This is a genomic window from Paenibacillus xylanilyticus (genome assembly GCF_009664365.1).
Lineage (GTDB): Bacteria > Bacillota > Bacilli > Paenibacillales > Paenibacillaceae > Paenibacillus > Paenibacillus xylanilyticus_A.
The window spans coordinates 675947-695798 of record NZ_CP044310.1; the positions used below are offsets into that span (position 1 = coordinate 675947).

The window sequence follows — 19852 nt, forward strand, 5'->3', positions numbered from 1 at the left end:
ACGCCTGTCCTCTCAAGCGAGGCGGGCGTTCACTGTTTATTAATATGAGTGGAGAAGAAGAGAGGGAAGAGAACATGACGAGCGTACAGACCGGGGCAGCTCAGGCTGGTTCCGTGTGGGAACAGTTAAAACAGGAGATCAAGGCAGCTGCCCCCGGGCTGGGCATTGATGATGTCGGTTTTGCTTCGGCAGAACCCTTTGTTTCTTTAAAATCACTGCTGGAGCAGCATCGCGACAACGGTTATGCATCCGGTTTCGAAGAACCGGATATCGAGAAGAGGGTGCGTCCTGCCTTGAAGGAAGGCGAGCCTGCTTCGCTTATTGCCATCGCTGTGGCATATCCATCGAAGATGGTTAATCCGCCGAAGTCAGAACCTGGGGCATATCGCGGCATTTTGGCCCGTTCGGCCTGGGGCAGGGATTATCATCATGTACTGCGCGAAGCAATGGACAAGCTGGTTCAGTTTATACGGGAACGGGTGCCAGAGGCCATGATCGAGAGCATGGTGGACACAGGGGCCCTTGTTGACCGGGCAGTATCCCAGCGAGCAGGCATCGGTTTCAGCGCCAAAAACTGTTCCATCATTTCACCCAAGTTTGGATCGTGGATCTATCTTGGTGAACTGGTGACCAACATTCCCTTCCAGCCGGATACGCCGGTAACGGAAGATTGCGGGGAATGTACCAAATGTATCGATGCCTGTCCGACAGGAGCACTGGTGGGTCCGGGACAATTGAATGCACAGCGGTGTATTTCTTTTATAACGCAGACCAAAGGGTTCGTGGACGAAGAGTTCATGTTGAAAATAGGCAACCGTCTGTACGGTTGTGATACTTGTCAGATCGTCTGTCCGAAGAATCGGGGCAAAAACTGGGATCACCATCCCGATCTGCAGCCCGATCCGGAGATTGTGAAGCCGCTGCTGTTACCGCTGCTGGATATCGGCAACCGGGAGTTCAAGGAACGCTTCGGGCAGAGCTCTGCCGCCTGGCGGGGCAAGAAGCCGATTCAGCGCAACGCAGTCATAGCACTCGGCAATTTCAAAGACAAAAGCGCTGTACCGAAGCTGACGGAGGTACTGAAGCGTGATCCACGTCCGGAGCTGCGGGGAACCGCAGCCTGGGCGTTAAGCAGAATTGGAGGAGAAGACGCAATGAGAGCAATTGGGGAAGCTGCCGCTAACGAACAAGATGGAAACGTGCTAAGCATGCTGCAGAAGGCCAAGGAGCGACTCAGTTCGTCCGGGTCCTTACCCGAGAAGCCGCAGGTTGGGCTAATGAGTGACAAGCAGCAAGAAGAACCGAAGAATGAATCAACCGATACAAATTCGAATACATCCGGCCAACCGGTGAAGCAGGAAGCGGCTGCGTGGAAACCTTCGGCCGTAACAGGGCTTCATGGTACGCCGGTATTTTATGATGAAGTGCTGACACCTATTGGTACACTTACGCTGTGCGCTACGGAAAAGGGACTCTGTCATATTGATTTTGGAGCATTTCATGTACGCGAGGCTCACCTGCAGCAATGGGCCCGAACCTGGATTGGCGAGTACCGATACGAGAAAAACGAAGAGAAGCTGAGTGAAGCTGCGAAGCAGCTGCAGCAGTACTTTGCCGGGGAGCGAAAATCCTTCGAGTTGGAAATGGATCTGCTCGGAACACCGTTCCAGCTTCAAGTATGGCAAGTCCTGTCCGATATATCTTATGGAGAGGCCTCAACACACCAGCAGGTTGCAGAAACGATCGGAAGACCCAAAGCTGTTCGCGCAGTTCTGGATGCCATTAGCAAAAATCCGATTCCGATCATTATTCCCTGTCACCGCATCAGCGGCAAAGACGGAACCCTGGTAGGTTATGTAGGCGGTCTGCAAACCAAGGAGCAATTGCTCGCATTGGAGCAGCAATCGTAAGAGCGGGGGACGTTCATGAAGTATGTAAACGTGGAAAGTGTGGAGGCGGGCGAGTGTCTGGGCAAAACCGTATATTCTGGCAACGGAACAGTCCTGTTGTCTGCGGGAGTCCAGCTCACCGTATTTATGATTAATACGCTGAAGCGTATTGGCGTAACCATGCTGTACATCCAGGATGAAGTGTATAAAGACGTGGAGACAGAAGACATTCTGGATGAAGCCACGAAGCGGGCTATTATTAATGAAATGAGCGTGACGCTGGAGGCGGTCCGCTCCGGGAAAGACTGGAGCCCCAAAAAAGTTGCCCTTAGCATAGACAAGCTGCTGAACGACGTATTAAACGGGCGGGAACTGCTTGTGCAGTTAACAGATATCCGAACCAAGGACAACGCGCAGTACGTACATGCCATGAATGTATGTTTGCTTTCATCTGTGATGGGACTCAATTTGGGTTTGAACTACAATCAGCTGAAGGATCTGGCGGTGGGTGCGCTGCTTCATGATATCGGCAAGGTTGGAGAGCCTCCTGGCAGCGCTTCTGCGGCGAATGCTTCCCTTCACCATACCTGGCGGGGGTTTGAAGTCATCAAGTCCAAGCGGGAGTTCAATCTGCTCGTGGCCCATACGGCTCTTCAGCACCATGAGCATGTGGATGGTACCGGGCTGCCGAGAGGCATTATGGGCAAGGACATTCATCTGTTTGCCAAAATTGTCGCTGCCGCCAATATCTATGATAATCTGATCAACGGCTCGTCTGGTCATAGCCTGCTGCCGCATGAGGCCTGTGAAGAGATGATGGCCATGTCGGGTACGAAGCTGGATCGGGACATTTTGATTGAATTTAACCGGAGTGTATCCGTATATCCGAATGGAACAGCTGTCAGGCTGTCCACCAGAGAAACGGGAGTCATTGTCCGGCAGCATCGGGGGCTGCCAGGCAGACCGGTCATTCGGGTTGCTCGTGGAAGCACGCGTTATGATCTGGATGTGGTCGAGGTGGATCTGGCCAGGGAAACGACCGTTTTCATTGAGGCGGTTATGACCTAGGTTTACATGGAGCTTCATGAGCGGTTTACTCTCAGGTTGAAGCGAAGTTTGGGTTCACTGATTTTTAACTATTAGCTGGAAAATCCGTTTGCTCCATTCGTGCGGAAATGCTATGATAACTTTCAGGAAATCCGGTCCGTGACACGTGTACAAGCAGGCAAGTGGACATCAGGTGCTGACACGGATTATCAGGCTTTTTAGATTGCATACAGAGGTGTCTAAGAGATGGAAATAGTAATACCGATTATCACATTGATTGTAGGTCTGGTCGGGGGATTTTTCATCGGGGTGTACTACTTGCGTAAACAACTCGAGAAAATGCAAAGCGATCCCGACATGCTTCAAAAAATGGCGAAGCAAATGGGTTATAACCTGAATGGCAAGCAAATGCAGCGCGCCCAGCAGATGATGAAGAACCAGCAGCCTGGCGCGAAGATGCCTCAGCCGGGGCAGCATCCTGCGCGTAAAAACTCGGGCCGCCGAAAATAATAGTTGTAAGCAAGCAAATTGCATAATCAATTAAGTAATTTGCTGAAATGAAAGAAGGCTTACACCAAGTGGTTCGAAAGGAGGCGTTCGGCAGTGGCTGGCGTGAAAGATTATTTGAATTCAAAAGTATCTGACAATCGGGAGAAGATCGAGTACCATGTGGAACAGATCCTCAAACTGATCGGAGAAGATAGTACGCGAGAAGGGCTGCTTGAGACGCCTGCACGCGTAACCCGGATGTATGAGGAGATTTTTGGCGGGTATGAAGTGGACCCGCGCGATGTACTCGGCGTGACGTTTGACGAGAATCATGAAGAGCTTGTCATTGTGAAGGACATCGTTTATTACAGCCAGTGTGAACATCATATGGCACCCTTCTTCGGCAAAGTGCATATTGGGTATGTACCCAGCGGCAAAATTGTCGGTTTGAGCAAAATGGCCCGGTTGGTGGAGGCGGTTACCCGTCGTCTTCAGGTTCAGGAACGTATCACTTCACAGATTGCCGACATCCTGAACGAGGCTGTTGAACCGCATGGTGTCATGGTCGTTGTGGAAGGTGAGCACTTGTGCATGTGCTCCCGCGGCGTGAAGAAGCCTGGCAGCAAGACGGTAACATCCGCTGTCCGTGGTTCCTTCCGGGACAATACGGCGCAGCGTGCCGAGTTTCTGTCTCTGGTTAAGGACTAAGTTCCGAACCGGACAGGCTTCGAAGCCGTGTCCAATCATTTAAACGGTTCATCTAATAAGCCGAGTTCCCTGGGAACCGGCTTATTTATTTATATGAGCATTTGTGTACATCAGCGATGTTAAGACCCTTTCCTTGTCCTATCCTGATTCAGATTCGTTTAGTCGGAGGTTAGCAAATATGAGTGTACCTTTGAATTCAGACACAACCGGACAGCCTGGGGCAGAGCAACCGGTTCTGTCCAGCTCGTCATCCAGGCTGCACCGTATACAGATCTGGGAAACACCACTGCTTCGGTATGGAAGCAGTGTGCTCGAGGCATTTGCATGGGAAGAGGTGATGTGCCGCCGTGTAGGCGAAGGGCATCTGCCCGTCGCCCATATTTGGCGTCATCCTGACGCATTTGTTGCAGGTCTGCGGGATCGCCGCCTCCCCAAGGCTGTAGAGGCAATGGAAGGCATAAGAACGCAGGGAACCGCTGTCTGTGTTCGTCCCTCGGGAGGTGCGGCTGTGCCTCTTCATCCGGGCGTGGTTAACATTTCACTGATTTTGCCTAACCCGGCCCGTGCTATTAATATTCACGATGACTTCCGCGAGATGGCTGCTCTTATTGCCGAGTCTTTAACGCCATGGTCGAATCAGGCGCAAACCGGAGAGATCGAGGGTGCCTTCTGCCCCGGTGATTATGATGTTAGTGTCGGTGGACTGAAATTTTGCGGTATTGCCCAGCGCAGACAGGCGAAGGCTTATATTATTACGGCTTTTATTATCGTGGAAGGACATGGAGACAAGCTGGCGGCAGAGGTGCGCAGGTTCTACCAGCATGCAGCAGACGGCCTGCAGGAAGGGTATCCCGATGTTCGTCCCGGCACAATGGCGAGTCTTCAAGAGCTGGCAGGAGTGCCTTCTGCAGCAGCTTACACCGCTTCCCTGGTCCGTACGCTTCGTAATCGATACCCTTTGGCTGAAACTGACCGCGTATTGTCCGTTAATCGGGAGGCAGTCATGCAGACGGCAGAGCAGATGAAACTGCGCTACGATTAGTATCGTTCGCGAACACTTGGAATTGGTTAATAGAGATGATATGATGTGATTTCGGAAGGAGAGTGCCAAGATGGAAACTTTGAGATATACATTTGAATATGAGGTTGTTTCTTCAGGCGAGAAGTCTGAGTTCAGCCAAATGGCAACAAGCAAGGAAGAAGCCGCGGCTTTGATCGTTGCACGTATTGCCGACCTGGAGTTCACGGGTGAGGAAGATATCAAGCTGGGTGACCTGATTGCCATCAGCAAACAGGTTGGGGACAACTATGTTGCGTGCGAGGGCTGTGCTTCCTAGTCTGGCATGACGCAGAAGAGACATATCCAAATACAAGCAAGTCTTCTTGAACCAAGAGGCTTGCTTTTTTTATTGCCAATGAAGAAGAGATATCTGGCAGTCTATCGGCTGGAGATATCTCTTTTTTCTTGTTCCCTTTTCGGTTCTACCTTTTCAGTTCTAGTAGGGTGGCCATAACAGCTTGCGTGCAGTTTCGTAACGTTCAGCCACCGCAGGCCAATAGACGACATTCCACCAGTCCTCAATATATTTCTTGCGCTCATTCTGATGCTTCAGATAGTAGGCATGCTCCCATACATCCAGCGGCAGGAGGGGTACGATGTCGGACTGGGACAGGTTCTGGTGCTTCTCCGCCTGTAAAATCTCCAAACGGTGCGCCCGTGGACTCCAGACAAGGAGAGCCCAGCCGCTGCCTTCCACTTTGTTGGCCGCTTCAGTGAATTGATTTTTGAATGCCTCATAACTGCCAAAATCCCGTTTGATCTGTTCAGCAAGCAATCCGGAAGGTTTGCCGCCGCCTCTGGGATTCATGATCGTCCAGAAGATCGTATGCAGGTAATGGCCTGCACCATTGAAGGCAAGTTCCCGTTCCCAATGTTTGACGAGTTCGAAATTATTTTTTTTACGTGACTCGGCCAGTTTTTTCTCGGCTGTATTGAGTCCATCCACATAGGATTGATGGTGCTTATCGTGATGAATGCGCATCGTCATCTCATCAATATGTGGTTCAAGAGCGTTGTAGGCATAGGGCAGAGGAGGCAGTGTGTGTCCACCAATCGGAACAGGTCTCTCCTTCACAGGAGGTGTAGAAGGTAAGGTGATGCTCTCTGTCGTACCGGAAGAAGGCGATAGACCGGAGACCTCTGAAGACTGCACCTGTGAAGAAGATGATGAAGGTGCGGGAGCTGATGGAGCTGACGGTGCGTTAGTTTTTCCAGCGATGGATGACGGCTCCTCCGCTGCTTCACGTTCGCTGCTTCCTGACAATTGAACATACTTATCCAAAGAAAAGGGTGCATCACTTACCGAATCCCGCATGATTCCAGGTTGAATCAAGGTATCGAGTACGCCGAGGAAATATTCCGATTCGCGAATAAAGTGCAGAATGACTGCCTTGGCGAGCGGGACAGCTTGCACAGCAGCACTTTGCTCGAGCAGGACGTACAGCTGCCTGATGAACTCCCGCGATTGTGAACGTGCAGAGGCGATAAGCTGCTCTACGCTTCCGATGATGTAAGGGGCAGGCGGATGGGTTCCGGGTAACAACTGTTTCAACAGCTGGTTGGCTGCCTTCTCGGTATTTTCAAATGTCACTGCCCATTCTTCAAGCAGCTTTACATAAGTGGGCTCCAGATCGGGAACCAGTGCCCGAATAACAAGCGTATGCTCTTTCTCCTGCTCCTTCCAGAATCTGATCTCTTCCAGGATGCGCAGAGGCAGCAAGGGTCCATAGCCAGACCAATTCATATGCGGCAAACCTCCATTCAATTCAATTGTCATAGCAGCCCTTCAAGGGATACACTGTGATTCACCATTTATAATCGTCCCAAAAGTATATTCTCCTGCCATGTTGTCCTATGTGTGCATAAAAAAAGAGCCCCATAGGGGCTCTGATCACCGGAAGATTCTATTCACCGGTATTGGTATTTTCCACATCGTCGCTGCTTGTCTTCGTCACATGACTCAGGAACGTAGAGACACGGCGGAGATACTCCTTCGGATGTTCCCGGAAGATCAGCTCATGATGTGCGTCCTGTACGATCCATTCCTCTGAGTAGGTGTTCGTCTGGTTGGCGGCGAGAAGCTCGGCGATTGGATAGGGTGCCTTCTCATCCTCCGTCCCGTGAATGAAGAAGATCGGGAACGGATAGTCTTTCTTTTTGACTTCCTGATACGGAATCTGCTGTAATCCGGTGCCATTCAGAACCGGGAATAACAGATTCATGATCTGCAGAGTTGGTTGTCGCGGCAGATCAATCTGGTTATGAATGTTGTGATACAGCGTATCCGGCTCTAGCAGGAAGGTGCTGTCGAGAATCATGGCATCCACGTTCTCGGTTAGCAGACCCGTCTGTAATGCTGTGCCTGCGCCCATCGAGAATCCCCAGACAACAAGCTCCTGAGCACCGCGCTGCTTGGCGAACTGAATGGCACCAAGCAATTGCTGGGACTCGGCTTTGCCTCCTGTAGCGACTGCCTTGTTCACCTGTGAGGCGAAACCATAGTCAAACATCACGACATTGAACCCGAGCTGGTGGGCATAGTGTGCCAGGTCATACATGGGAACCCAGGTTTCCTCACGATTGGCCCCATATCCATGACTGAAGATAATGGTTTTGTTGACATCCGTGTCTGCGGGGATATACCAGCCCTGCATCGTACGGCTGCCATCTGCTGCCGGGAACGTGATATCCTCATACTTCATGTTCTTGGCCTGCATTGGATTGGAGAACACGGGAGCTACGGTCGGGTTGGATAATACCCAGGCAATATAACCGTGTAGGGCAATGAAACAAAAGAGCAGAAAAAATACAACGGAGAGCAGCAACGCTACGATAATATGTTTGAACCGGATCAGCCTCGGTGATAACGAAGAAGGCAGATCGGACACTTTCGTTTGCAGCGGGGCTTCGCTCTGGGATGTCGGAAACATGATTGCCCCTCCTTATTAAGATCAATTGAAGATAACAACGAGTTCAGATCAGATAATATATCTTGGTGTCCTTGCTGACATGACAGCAAAGTCTTGCTTATATATCTTTATCGTATGTTTCCATATAGTCAAAGTCAATTGATTGGAGGCATTTGTTACGCAATTGTTATATAGTCCAAAAGATATATGGTTAACATTTCCTGATGGTGCAAATTGCAGGGGATTTAGTCTTATAAAAAGAAAATATTTACACTTCTTAACGTCATGATTTGGCTCATTTTGGTTTACAGATGAGATCGTTTCTCATATAATTTATGTAACCAAGTTTCATGTGATGAAACATGAGGAGGGCATTATGCCATGGAAGACCGCAAATTAACCGTCCGGGCTGTGGAACGGGCGCTGGATATATTATTATGTTTTACCACACGGAGCGATCTTGGACTCACGGAAATTGCGAGTCAGATTGGTTTGCACAAAAGTACGGTTCACCGTCTGATGGCAACGCTGGAGGAGAAGGGCTTTGTCATTCGTGATGCGGCCACTGAGAAATACAGGCTCGGGATTCGAATCTGGGAGCTGTCTGCTCATATGTCCCGCAGTGATGACCCTGCCATTTTGCTGCTTCCTGCGATGGAGCGGCTCAGAGATCGTTTGGGAGAAACAGTCAGTCTGTACCTGCGGGATGGCAGTGAGCGTATCCGTATTCAGGCTGTTCAGAGTGATCAGGCCATCCGGCGGGTGGCTCCGGTTGGTGTCCGTCTTCCTCTATCGGTAGGGGCTTCCAGCAAAGTACTCATGGCATTTGCGACGGAAGAAGACCGGGAGGAACTGATGAATGGCCCCGAATGGCCCGTATTTATCGATCCCGAAGTTTATCTGGCCCAGATGGGCGATATTCGGGAGAATGGATATGCGACCAGCTACGAAGAACGTGAGCCTGGAGCGGCTGCAGTATCCGTTCCTATTATGGATCGTAAGGGGAATATTGCTGCTGCGCTATCCGTATCGGGTCCCGTTAGCCGCCTGTCCCAGGAAACTTTGCACGAATATGCACCTGTACTTAAGGAAGCAGCTGCGCAGATGGGCCTCATGTTGGCCTGATCCGGCATGCAATGGAAGATAAAGGGTTGTATTTCTGACTGGCTTGCGCTAGTCTGTAATGGACAGCTCAGCGGGGCTGGAATGAATTGAATATGGAACTGCGGTACACATACCGCAACTGTTAACGTTACTGGGGGAGTCCGAATTGTCCGGACTGAGACGGGATCGCATGAGATTCCGGACCCTTTGCACCTGATCTGGATCATACCAGCGTAGGGAAGTAATCGGCGATATAACCACGAACACCTGCATAATTTAGCCTTTGGCATGTCTCCACTTGTGGGAGCTTGGCATCAGGCTTGTTATGGGTGATGGACATAAGCCGGTTCCCTCGGGAACCGGCTTTTTTATATACAGCGTCAAGCGATCATCCTCAGCAGAGGGGAGTTGTCTTCTTTTGCGGGAGAGCTGGAGTTGGGTATAACCCACTTATGCCTGTGCCAGATTCTGTCTACGCTATGCCGCTGTAATGTTCTTTCTTCGGAAGTTGGCCGTTCTTTTCTTGCCTATGCGTGGATGATATGGAACGAGTGCATGAGCAATCAAACTGGCCCAACCATGGGATGACCAACGAGGAGGAAGAGGTAGCGATGAGCACAAACAACAGAACAACAGCACAGGAACATGCAGAGCAGGGGTTGGAAAAAGGAACAGTGGCGGCTGGGCGGGTCCAACCGTTTCCCGGCAGCCGCAAAGTTTACATTCAGGGCTCACGACCGGACATTGCCGTACCCGAGCGTGAAATTGCCCTTCATGACACGAATACCCCCCAAGGGGTGGAGCATAACGAGCCGCTGCGCGTGTACGATACGAGCGGCCCTATGACGGATCCCGGATTTCACGCCGATATCCGGTCAGGTCTGCCAGCTTTGCGTGCACGATGGATTACGGAACGAAACGATGTAGAGGCGTACCAGGGACGTACCGTCAAACCGGAGGATAACGGGCTGAAGCCTGGAGGGAAGAGAACCGGAGCGGAAGAATATCCAGGCCTCCGCGGCAAACCGCTGCGTGCACAATCCGGACGCTGTGTCACCCAGATGCATTATGCGAGGCAGGGCATTATTACGCCTGAGATGGAGTTTGCAGCTATCCGTGAGGGCGTAGAGCCGGAGTTCGTCCGGCAGGAGCTGGCGAGCGGCAGGGCTATTCTGCCATCGAATATTAATCATCCCGAGAGCGAACCGATGCTGATCGGACGTCATTTCCACGTGAAGATCAACGCCAATATCGGCAACTCTGCCGTATCCTCTTCGATTGAAGAAGAAGTGGAGAAAATGACTTGGGCGGTACGCTGGGGTTCGGATACGGTAATGGATCTCTCCACAGGCAAGGATATTCATACGACGAGGGAATGGATTATCCGCAATTCTCCGGTGCCGATCGGGACGGTGCCGCTGTATCAGGCGCTGGAGAAGGTGAATGGCGAAGCCGAGGCACTCACCTGGGAGTTATACCGGGATACGCTCGTTGAGCAGGCCGAGCAGGGTGTGGATTACTTTACAATCCATGCAGGCGTGCTGCTGCGTTACATACCGATGACGGCCAAACGGATGACCGGCATTGTATCCAGAGGTGGTTCCATTATGGCGGCATGGTGCCTTGCACACCATCAGGAAAACTTTTTGTACACGCATTTTGAGGAAATCTGTGAAATCATGAAAAGGTATGATGTAGCCTTCTCTCTCGGAGATGGACTCCGCCCGGGCAGCATCTATGATGCCAATGATGAAGCCCAGATGGCTGAACTTGCTACGCTTGGTGAACTGACACAGATTGCGTGGAAGCATGATGTGCAGGTGATGATTGAGGGGCCAGGACATGTGCCGATGCACAAGATTAAGGAGAATGTCGACCTTCAGATGGAGATCTGCAAGGAAGCACCGTTTTATACACTTGGTCCGCTGACAACCGATATTGCACCAGGCTATGACCATATTACCTCAGCCATTGGAGCGGCGATGATCGGCTGGTTCGGAACGTCGATGCTCTGCTATGTGACACCAAAGGAACATCTGGGCCTGCCGAACAAAGATGATGTCCGGGAAGGCGTTATTGCTTACAAGATTGCGGCACATGCCGCTGATCTGGCCAAAGGCCATCCGCGTGCACAGCGCCGGGATGACGCGCTGTCGAAGGCCCGCTTCGAATTCCGCTGGCGGGACCAGTTCAACCTGTCATTGGACCCGGAACGTGCCCTGTCCTATCACGATGAGACACTCCCGGCTGAAGGGGCCAAGGAGGCCCATTTCTGCTCCATGTGTGGGCCTAAATTTTGCAGCATGCGCATTACGCAGGATATTCGTGCCTTTGCCGCAGTCAAGGGCTTGTCCGAGAATGAGGCTGTAGCAGCCGGGATGCAGGAGAAGGCTGAGGAATACCGTTCGCGATCCTAAGCTCGTTACAGCGCAATTTAAGCAGCCTAAGATAACTAAAAGCCGTTCTCTCCACTACTCGGAGAAGAACGGCTTTTTATAACCCTAACGCAGGCTAATATGCAATTGCTGCTCCAAATATGATGCAAGGGATGCAAGCGGGCTGTAGATCTCCGTACCTGCATTTGCTGAAGCAAGGGCAGCGGCGGGAGCCATGGACAGCTGAGCGGCAAAAATTTTTTTTTCTGGTGACTGTGCAGCAAGTTGTTGCAAGCCCGTAGTCACGGCACTCATATATCCTTCCTTATCGCCGCGCATGATCAACTCAAATGTACCGGGAATTAATGCGGCCTTCGTTCTCGAAGCGGCGGCAACGTTTGCCTGCCCGTTAGTCTCACCTTGCTGTAGCGCTTCTTGCACCCGCGCCATCGTTCCTTCAACCGTTGCTGCATTGGTAAAAGCAAGAATGTATTCCTGCGAATCCTGCTGCACCTTCTGCAGTAATGGATCATCGATACCAATAACGGGGATGGAGACATGCTGTGCTTCGCGCGCCAGTACTGCGGCAAACAGGGTACAGGTGACCAGAATGGCATCGGCATGACACTGGGCAATCCACTGTAATGTCTGGGATACCTTTTCTCGAATGATAGTCTCTGAGAAGTTCGCACCCTGTTTAAGGCGATCCAGACCGGGATCGACATAATGCACAAGTTCCACTTCATAGGGGGCGAGCGCTTCTTCAATGAGTGCGATGTTGGAGTAGTGAGCGTGATAACAGCCGATCGTGATCATAATGACATCCCCTTTGCCAATGCTTCTTTTTGTGAGTCGTGAGTGCTGCAGATATTTAATCCATTATAGAAACGCGGCCGGGAACTGTACAGTGTTAAACCAATACCAATACCAATACCAATAACCGTCTCTCCGCCAGAAGGCAGAAGGACGGTTCTATAATCAGACTCAAATATGGTCAGGTTTTCTTTTATCGCATGGAAGGAGCTGCATTCTTTTGAGCCATTTTTTGCTGCAGAATCTCGTGAAAGGATAGACCTTGAGTGTTCTCATTCTCCTTTTTGGGAGCAGTGGTCGCCGTGTTGCGCGGATATTGGTGGTGGTACGGGATCATTTGCTGAATAGGCATGCGGATCATCTTGGTTCCTCCTCTGGGTTGGATATAAGTTGAGCTTATGAACGTTACACTTAACACTGCGATTGCAGTACCCTCTTCCGATCGCTGTTATCCCCAGATTTTTTGAATTCCCTCTTTAAAGGGGAAAATCCGGTGATTGCCTATGCTTCCGATGTAGCTTTCTTGCAGAAAGCTTTTAGGCGAACGCTTCGCTTCTTCAGTGAGTCCTGCCCTCTCCGCTGGGGTGTAAATATTAAATTCATCTTATATGGGCTATGTATTTTGATAGGTAGTCGTTCCAAATGCACAAATAGGTATATGTGACTTGTTAGATGAAATCGGGAAGTTATGGTGCAATTCCAATTGGATTGTAGTGATTTTACCCCGTATTGAGGAGATGTAAACGGTTTTAGGGAAATTCAGGAGTAAAGAACCTGATATGATAGGTTTGATATGGGAGGAACGAATCGGTTGTTAAGTGAATAGTCCCAGTTTCAGGAATGTCAATTGTGTCGAAAATAAGACAAATTGTCTGGGAGAGTAGGTATCATTGAAGCTAACTAACTTGGTACCATAGTCGGTTGTCGTGAGCGCGATGGGGGTGGTTTTACACGTGTTTACAGGCGAGACAGGGGAGCAGCACCAAGACAAGCCATCCAGGGAGCTGGATGGCTTGTGTAACGTTAATCAGGAAATGTAAATGATTAATATCATTATTCTGTAGTTGGCCTAGCTTGTTTAACCGCAATATAGATATCGACCTGGACATTTGCAGGATCCATACTCCGTTCATCATATAACTCGAAATCACCGGTAAACGTTCGCTCATTCTGATGGTTCCAACCCCATACAGCGCCCCATGCTTCACCTACAACTTCTGCCATTGGACCCTTGCGGGAGGTGAATACGGCGTATGTTGCTGGTGGCAATTCAACCGAGTTCATACCAGCTGGTAATGTTTCATCCGCAGCGACTTCATGACCTACGAGTATGGTGTATTCCCCGTGTATACCATTTGTGTAATCCGCGTAACAGCCATATCGCGCTGCCTCTGGAGCGGGGAGCTGCCCTGATGTGAAATAACGATCCCACAATCCCTGAATACAACCATTGCCGCTCATCTCGATTGCGTTGGTCGTTCTGGCCGATTTGCCAGCCAGGCGTTTGCCGGGAAGCGTAACATAACGAACAGGTTGAACGGAGTGCGTATTGTCGTTGCCCTCAGGATTGGAGGGGCTCCATCGTTTCAAAAAGGGAAGCTGATTGCGCAGCATTGCCCGCGCTGATTCCTCATCCATACCTTCTTCCTTGAGGATCACGGTGCACATCTCAGTCATGCCTTCCAGTGTAATGTTGGGCTGTTGGAACATGCCTTCTTTGTAGCAATAGATGCAGTATTCACGGGTTGCACTTCCATCTGCTTCCGTTCCGAATTGGGTAGGGGTGGTCAGCGGCATTCCGCAGCTCTGGCATATCGTGACGTTCATTATTCAATTCCTCCTCGTAATGTACAGCTTGAATATAGATGAAGTATAACGAGAGGAACTGGACATCAGTCTGTCAGGTTTGCGGAGGGGCAGCATAATTTTGCACAATTTGTTCTGCAATCCGGCGGATCTCGTCGCGTATATGAAGAGGCTCTAATACCTCGGCATCTGCGCCAAAGCCAAGAATGAATCCGTACAGCCAGTTATCTTCTGGAAATGCCACCTGACTTATATAATAACCCTGGCCGTCGGGGATGACGTTCTCTATGCCAAACCACTCTTCGGCGATATGACGGACACGGGCGTGGAATCTGATCGTCATGGCAACCGCGTTCCCTGGAGTCGCCCACTCCTGCTGCCAGGGCCTTTCCTGCAGGTTGATGGGTTTGCGTTCAAAGCTTCCCTGAGCAAGTGTCACGTCCTGCATACGGACGAGTTTGAACATGCGAAACTCATTACGCTCGTGACAGAACGCATAGAGGTACCAGGAGTGCTTTTTAAGAACAAGGGTATGAGGATCGACGGTTCTGTGAGTTTGGGCCCCTTCGGCGCTGCAATAGGTAAAGGTGATTGGACGCAGCTGATCCAGTCCCTGTTCAATGATCTGCAGTTTATTTTGCAGCGCTTCCGGGTGGGTCCACATCGAATAATCCACAATGAAGCGATTTGTATCGGCCTGAAAGTCATCATTTTTGGATTCCGGCACAATGCTGCTTAGTTTCTCCATCAATAGTTCTCGTGCTACATTGGTATGAGATGTGGAGACGCTGCGCAGTGCGGTAACAATAGAGGCCAGATCGCGGTCAGTCAATACATTTCGATCCAGACGGTAACCTTCCGCAAGACCGATGCCACCGCTCATGCCCTGGTAAGTCACAACAGGAATGCCTGCCTGACCCAGGGTATCGATGTCACGATAAATGGTACGGATAGAAACTTCAAACGTGTCTGCCAGATCCTTGGCCTGTACTCGGCCGCGATTGATTAGTAGTACAACGATGGCTAATAAACGGTCCAATTTCATAAAAAAGGTTTCCTCTCAATCGTTTATATGTTGGATTCAGATATGTTATATTGTTGAGCATCACATATAGGAGTGGGATAAGCAATGAAGCGAATTACGATTCTGATTGCGGACGATGAAGTGGAGATCGCTGATCTGGTTGCTTTGCATTTGCAAAAAGAAGGATACCACATTGTCACGGCATACGATGGCAAGTCGGCTTTGCACGCCATTCAGACGCAAGCAATTGATTTGGCAGTCCTGGATATTATGATGCCAGGCATGGACGGTTACGAGGTCACACGCAAAATCCGGGAACAGCACCACATGCCGATCATTTTCCTGAGTGCCAAAACGTCGGATATGGACAAAATTACGGGGCTCGTGATGGGCGCTGATGATTATATGACCAAGCCGTTCAATCCCATGGAGCTCGTAGCCCGGGTGAACTCCCAGCTTCGTCGTTCCTTGCAATTCAGCCAGTCTGTACCTGTCCAGCGCTCCATTCTGGAGAAGGGCGGACTCGTCATCGCGCCGGATCAGCATAGCGTAACACTCTACGGCAAACCAGTGGAACTAACACCGAAGGAGTTCGACATTCTGTATCTGCTCGCGAGTCACCCCAAGCAGGTGTTCAGCGCGGAAAGCATTTTTGAACAGGTATGGGGAGAGGCTTATTATGAGAGCGGCAATACCGTAATGGTCCATATTCGAACCCTGCGCAAAAAGCTCGGAGAAGATCTGGACAAGAACAAGTTTATCAAAACGATCTGGGGCGTGGGGTATACGTTTAATGACTAAACGAAGAAGTTTTCGGACAACCATGATTATGCTGCTGGGTCTGAGCATGCTTGCCTCTGGCGCGATCACCTATGGGATTTACAAGCTTTTGCAGGCTTATTATTCAGGTGTGAGAGCAGAAGATCAGCTTGCCGAATATCGCCATTTTATGAAAAGCATTGGAGATATCTATTTCTTCCTCATTTTATTCATCCCGCTCGCCATTCTGTTTTTCTTCTGGTTTACCAAGCCCTACGTGACCTATTTCAAGGACATTTCCATAGGGATCAGGCATTTGGCAAACGGAGACTTCCAGCATCGAGTTCAAATCTCTTCGAAGGATGAATTGGGTACAATCGCGGAGGATGTGAATTTGGCGAGTGAGAAGCTTAGGGAAGCGGTAAAACGGGGAGATTTTGCCGAAAACAGCAAGGACCAGCTCGTCGTTAATCTGGCACACGACCTGCGAACACCGCTGACTTCTGTGCTGGGGTATTTGGATCTGCTCATGAAGGATGATCAGCTGACAGAGGAACAGGTCAGGCACTTTACATCGATTGCCTTTACCAAATCCCAGCGGCTGGAGAAGCTGATTGATGATTTGTTTGAAATTACACGGATGAATTATGGCATGCTGCCAATACAGAAAACGCGGCTGGATCTTAGCGAACTGCTGAAGCAGATGAATGAAGAATTATACCCTGTATTTGAGAAAAATCGTCTGCTCACCCGGCTGACTATTGAATCGGAACTGACCATCTCCGGAGACGGAGAATTACTCGCCAGGGTATTTGAGAACCTGCTGATTAATGCTGCACGCCATGGCAAGGATGGCATCTATGTGGACCTGAAGGGATACCGGGAAGCTGATCAGGTCGTCATTCAGGTTATTAACTATGGTGGGCATATTCACCCGGAGGATTTGCCGCATATTTTCGATATGTATTATACCGGAGATCGTGCACGGACTCCTCAGGAGGGTGGGACAGGCCTCGGCCTGTTTATTGCCCGGAATATTGTGGAACAGCATGAAGGGACCATTTCGGCCCAGAGTGATGTGGTACGGACCTTATTTGAGGTGCGCCTTCCAGCAATGGGATGAGGTTTGCAGTCAAATTTAAGAAAAACTTTAAAAATGCCCTGCTTTTTCTTTAACTAGTTTTCTCTATCCTTGATTGTACGAGGCAAAGGAGGAGCTAGGATGAAGAAGTGGGGCTTTTTGCTATGCATCATTTTGATCGGGTATGTGATAACCAGATCGCCGGCATCTTTTCAGCAGAAGGATGAGATGATCATTGAAATTCAGGACAAGCATGAAAATCATACGGGGGATACCGTATCCATCACCGGTAATATTCAGGATCAAGTACATAAGGGCAACTTGCTGCTTGTTAATTCAACCTATCCGGTTCATCAAGAAGGCATCAAAACCGATATTATAAATGTGGCACAGCAGGACGATCTGGTCCGTGGATACGGATTGTTGGATCAAAACATATTGCTTTCGAGAGAGGTAGCCCAAGCTTTTCAAAAGATGATTGAAGCGGCGGGTGAAGAGGGAGTGCGTTATTTTCTCATCAGCAGCGGATATCGAGACTTTGCCAAGCAGAATGAACTTTATCAGGAAAAGGGATCAGACTACGCGCTTCCGGCAGGACACAGTGAGCATAATCTTGGATTATCCATGGATATCGGCTCCACGCTGGCGACCATGGATGAAGCGCCAGAGGGTGCCTGGCTCGAGAAGAATGCCTGGAAATATGGATTTATCCTCCGTTATCCGAAAGACAAGGTGAGTCTCACGGGGATTCAATATGAACCCTGGCACTTTCGATATGTCGGACTTCCGCATAGTGCTGTCATGTATAAGAATAACCTGGTGCTGGAAGAGTATCTGGATTTGCTAAAAGAGAAAGATAACATTATGGTTGAAGTGGAAGGTGAGAAGTATCATATCCGCTATTACCGGGCGGACGGGGATACGACCGTATACATACCTGAGCATGGCCAATATGACATATCGGGAGATAACAGGGATGGAGTCATTGTCACAGTAAAGGAGTAACAGGGCTGCACAAAGGAGGTTCTTCAACATGAGACAGAGAAAAATCAAACATAAAATCCTTTGGATTGCCATGTTAATCATCTATTTGTTTCTGCTAACCAAGCTCATTCTCTTTAAAGGGGGGCCGGTCGATTTTGAAGTAGTCAGGGTCCAGCTTATGGCTTTTCTTCATCAACCGGATCTGATTCATACACGAACCGTCAACCTGACGCCATTTCAGGAAATCTCAAGAGATTGGAACAGCCTGTCACTGCATCGTCCAGGTACTGCAATTCATCTGGTGGGTAATGTGATGGCTTTCATTCCACTGGGGATGTTTATTCCGATGCTGATGGGCAACAAATTGCTGTCAGGGGCTAACGTATTTCTGTCATCTCTGCTTCTAAGTTTAGGCTATGAAGTAACACAGCTGCTCACTGGCATGGGCATATTTGATGTGGACGATCTGATGTTGAATACATTAGGCGGGGTGATTGGATATATTCTGTTTACCATGGCTCTCGGCATGAAACGGTTGTTGATTGGAGGAGAATCCCGAACGGTGAAGAAGGAGTATAATCCTAAGGAAAGTCCTGTATAAGGAGGGAGATCCATTGATCCTAGTCACTTTACTATTGATGAGCACAGGTTTATTGTTTCTTGTGTACCCACGAAGTATAACAGATGGCTCGAGCAGTCAGATCGCGGAACGAGTGATCATGTCGAGGTGGGGCGGAGGCTCACTGATCATTATGTCATGTCTGTTCCTGATCAAGGGGACAATGCAGCTGCTGGATGAGGCTTCACACCATATTGGGCACTAGGAAGATAATGAACGAAACAGAGCAATCTTATATGCATCACATAAAGCTTCTCATCACGTTTTAATACTGTGGTGGGAAGCTTTTTTCTTGAGAGGGGTTTGCGAATGGGTTCCCTATTGCGGTAGAGTAGGACCACAGAATACTGAACTACATTTTAACAAAGGAGGATATTTATTGTTATATTCATTAGCTGTAAGCTTGGCAGGCAGAATGAGAGCTATCATGGAAATCGAAAGTGAAATGGTTGAAGCTAAGCGGAATCATCTTGGCAAAGAAATCGTGCGTGTTTTAGAACAGAAAAGATCAGAGTTGATTAACAGCTGCACACGTGATGAGTTATTAGTCATAAAAACAGTAATGAATGTTGGGCGGTCAGAGCGAGGGTATCGTCACTATTTCGACAGGGAGGACGTTGAAATCATTCATTTACCTATTGAGTTGACCGGACCTGAACTGATGCAGAAATATTCTTATTATCTCGTACATAGAACAAAACAAGAACTCGCATATGGTATTGAATATTACAATGCTGTGTCAGAACAACTGAAAGAAGGTATGGAGATCTTGAAACTTTAATCTGTAATCTGTAACTGTAGGAGGATATAAGAATGATAATGAAAATTTCATACTATACGCCAGATGGTTTCTATTATTACGTCCCCGATCAATATGCAGAGCAGATGGAAGAGTGGAGAAGGGAATTTTCTGATTTTTTGCAAAGTATAGAGGGAAAGCATCCATTTACAGAATATACAGAGTCCATTAACTATGAGGGCAATTTGGAATACGCCGTTTTTGTAAGGAGTTACGGTGGGGATGACTTCATGGACTGGATCAACGTGGAGAAATTAAAACGCAGGGGAATATATCGCATTCCTTCGCCGCCTGATGAGTCGGAAGTTGGAATAAGAATAGATTTTTAGAAGTAAGCCGCCTATTAAAAGGAAAATCATCAAAAAAGCTCCCCATCTCGTGCTGAG

The 19852-nt window shown here is 49.3% G+C and carries 21 protein-coding genes and 1 riboswitch; of the genes, 15 read left to right on the top strand and 6 right to left on the bottom strand.

Going from position 1 to position 19852, the window contains the following annotated elements; translation table 11 throughout:
• Window positions 1–74 precede the first annotated feature (74 nt).
• The 6 genes from queG to F4V51_RS03215 all read left to right on the top strand — a co-directional run bounded on the left by queG (window position 75) and on the right by F4V51_RS03215 (window position 5470).
• Entirely contained in the window at window positions 75–1910 is a 1836-nt protein-coding gene (queG, locus tag F4V51_RS03190) for a tRNA epoxyqueuosine(34) reductase QueG (RefSeq protein WP_153976822.1), read from the top strand.
• Between the two features lie 15 nt (window positions 1911–1925).
• Entirely contained in the window at window positions 1926–2957 is a 1032-nt protein-coding gene (locus tag F4V51_RS03195) for an HD-GYP domain-containing protein (protein WP_153976823.1), read from the top strand.
• A gap of 225 nt (window positions 2958–3182) precedes the next feature.
• Window positions 3183–3446 (top strand): YneF family protein, encoded by a 264-nt coding sequence (locus F4V51_RS03200; protein ID WP_095293210.1) that lies wholly within the window; start codon window positions 3183–3185, stop codon window positions 3444–3446.
• A gap of 93 nt (window positions 3447–3539) precedes the next feature.
• The gene (gene folE / locus F4V51_RS03205) at window positions 3540–4133 is read left to right on the top strand and encodes a GTP cyclohydrolase I FolE (protein ID WP_095293209.1); all 594 of its coding nucleotides are present in this window, start codon (window positions 3540–3542) and stop codon (window positions 4131–4133) included.
• A gap of 178 nt (window positions 4134–4311) precedes the next feature.
• Window positions 4312–5175 (top strand): lipoate--protein ligase family protein, encoded by an 864-nt coding sequence (locus F4V51_RS03210; protein ID WP_153976824.1) that lies wholly within the window; start codon window positions 4312–4314, stop codon window positions 5173–5175.
• A gap of 70 nt (window positions 5176–5245) precedes the next feature.
• Window positions 5246–5470, top strand: coding sequence for a hypothetical protein (locus F4V51_RS03215; RefSeq protein WP_095293207.1), 225 nt, complete (start codon window positions 5246–5248; stop codon window positions 5468–5470).
• 159 nt (window positions 5471–5629) lie between these two features.
• Here F4V51_RS03215 and F4V51_RS03220 read toward each other — a convergent pair whose 3' ends face one another.
• Both F4V51_RS03220 and F4V51_RS03225 read right to left on the bottom strand, forming a co-directional pair.
• Entirely contained in the window at window positions 5630–6937 is a 1308-nt protein-coding gene (locus F4V51_RS03220; protein ID WP_153976825.1) for a Fe-Mn family superoxide dismutase, read from the bottom strand.
• 160 nt (window positions 6938–7097) lie between these two features.
• Window positions 7098–8123: an alpha/beta hydrolase gene (locus F4V51_RS03225; protein ID WP_095362113.1), complete on the bottom strand. Its 1026-nt coding sequence runs from the start codon at window positions 8121–8123 to the stop codon at window positions 7098–7100.
• 360 nt (window positions 8124–8483) lie between these two features.
• Between F4V51_RS03225 and F4V51_RS03230 the strand changes: the two genes are divergently transcribed.
• On the top strand, window positions 8484–9227 hold the full coding sequence (locus F4V51_RS03230; RefSeq protein WP_153976826.1) for an IclR family transcriptional regulator: 744 nt from the start codon (window positions 8484–8486) through the stop codon (window positions 9225–9227).
• Window positions 9228–9349: 122 nt separating this feature from the next.
• Window positions 9350–9463: riboswitch (TPP riboswitch) on the top strand.
• A gap of 354 nt (window positions 9464–9817) precedes the next feature.
• Window positions 9818–11623: a phosphomethylpyrimidine synthase ThiC gene (gene thiC / locus F4V51_RS03235; protein WP_167301680.1), complete on the top strand. Its 1806-nt coding sequence runs from the start codon at window positions 9818–9820 to the stop codon at window positions 11621–11623.
• An 84-nt stretch (window positions 11624–11707) separates the two neighbouring features.
• Here the strand turns inward: thiC and F4V51_RS03240 are convergent, their stop codons facing one another.
• The 4 genes from F4V51_RS03240 to F4V51_RS03255 all read right to left on the bottom strand — a co-directional run bounded on the left by F4V51_RS03240 (window position 11708) and on the right by F4V51_RS03255 (window position 15245).
• Window positions 11708–12397 carry a hypothetical protein gene (locus F4V51_RS03240; RefSeq protein WP_153976827.1) on the bottom strand — a complete coding sequence of 230 codons (690 nt, stop codon included), beginning with the start codon at window positions 12395–12397 and terminating at the stop codon, window positions 11708–11710.
• Window positions 12398–12587: 190 nt separating this feature from the next.
• Window positions 12588–12755, bottom strand: a complete 168-nt coding sequence (locus tag F4V51_RS03245; RefSeq protein WP_153976828.1) for a hypothetical protein — start codon at window positions 12753–12755, stop codon at window positions 12588–12590.
• Window positions 12756–13447: 692 nt separating this feature from the next.
• On the bottom strand, window positions 13448–14221 hold the full coding sequence (locus tag F4V51_RS03250) for a zinc ribbon domain-containing protein (RefSeq protein ID WP_153976829.1): 774 nt from the start codon (window positions 14219–14221) through the stop codon (window positions 13448–13450).
• Between the two features lie 73 nt (window positions 14222–14294).
• On the bottom strand, window positions 14295–15245 hold the full coding sequence (locus tag F4V51_RS03255; RefSeq protein WP_153976830.1) for a helix-turn-helix transcriptional regulator: 951 nt from the start codon (window positions 15243–15245) through the stop codon (window positions 14295–14297).
• 84 nt (window positions 15246–15329) lie between these two features.
• Between F4V51_RS03255 and F4V51_RS03260 the strand changes: the two genes are divergently transcribed.
• From F4V51_RS03260 to F4V51_RS03290, 7 genes are all read left to right on the top strand, one after another.
• The gene (locus tag F4V51_RS03260) at window positions 15330–16025 is read left to right on the top strand and encodes a response regulator transcription factor (RefSeq protein ID WP_095293200.1); all 696 of its coding nucleotides are present in this window, start codon (window positions 15330–15332) and stop codon (window positions 16023–16025) included.
• Window positions 16018–17106: a HAMP domain-containing sensor histidine kinase gene (locus F4V51_RS03265; protein WP_153976831.1), complete on the top strand. Its 1089-nt coding sequence runs from the start codon at window positions 16018–16020 to the stop codon at window positions 17104–17106. The genes F4V51_RS03260 and F4V51_RS03265 overlap by 8 nt, the downstream gene beginning before the upstream one ends.
• 99 nt (window positions 17107–17205) lie before the next feature.
• Complete coding sequence (locus F4V51_RS03270) at window positions 17206–18069, top strand: M15 family metallopeptidase (RefSeq protein WP_153976832.1); 864 nt, start codon at window positions 17206–17208, stop codon at window positions 18067–18069.
• Between the two features lie 28 nt (window positions 18070–18097).
• Window positions 18098–18649 (top strand): VanZ family protein, encoded by a 552-nt coding sequence (locus tag F4V51_RS03275; RefSeq protein WP_153976833.1) that lies wholly within the window; start codon window positions 18098–18100, stop codon window positions 18647–18649.
• Window positions 18650–18662: 13 nt separating this feature from the next.
• Window positions 18663–18872 (top strand): hypothetical protein, encoded by a 210-nt coding sequence (locus F4V51_RS03280; protein ID WP_153976834.1) that lies wholly within the window; start codon window positions 18663–18665, stop codon window positions 18870–18872.
• A 174-nt stretch (window positions 18873–19046) separates the two neighbouring features.
• Entirely contained in the window at window positions 19047–19448 is a 402-nt protein-coding gene (locus F4V51_RS03285; RefSeq protein WP_153976835.1) for a hypothetical protein, read from the top strand.
• Between the two features lie 32 nt (window positions 19449–19480).
• Window positions 19481–19795: a hypothetical protein gene (locus F4V51_RS03290; RefSeq protein ID WP_153976836.1), complete on the top strand. Its 315-nt coding sequence runs from the start codon at window positions 19481–19483 to the stop codon at window positions 19793–19795.
• Window positions 19796–19852: the final 57 nt, after the last annotated feature.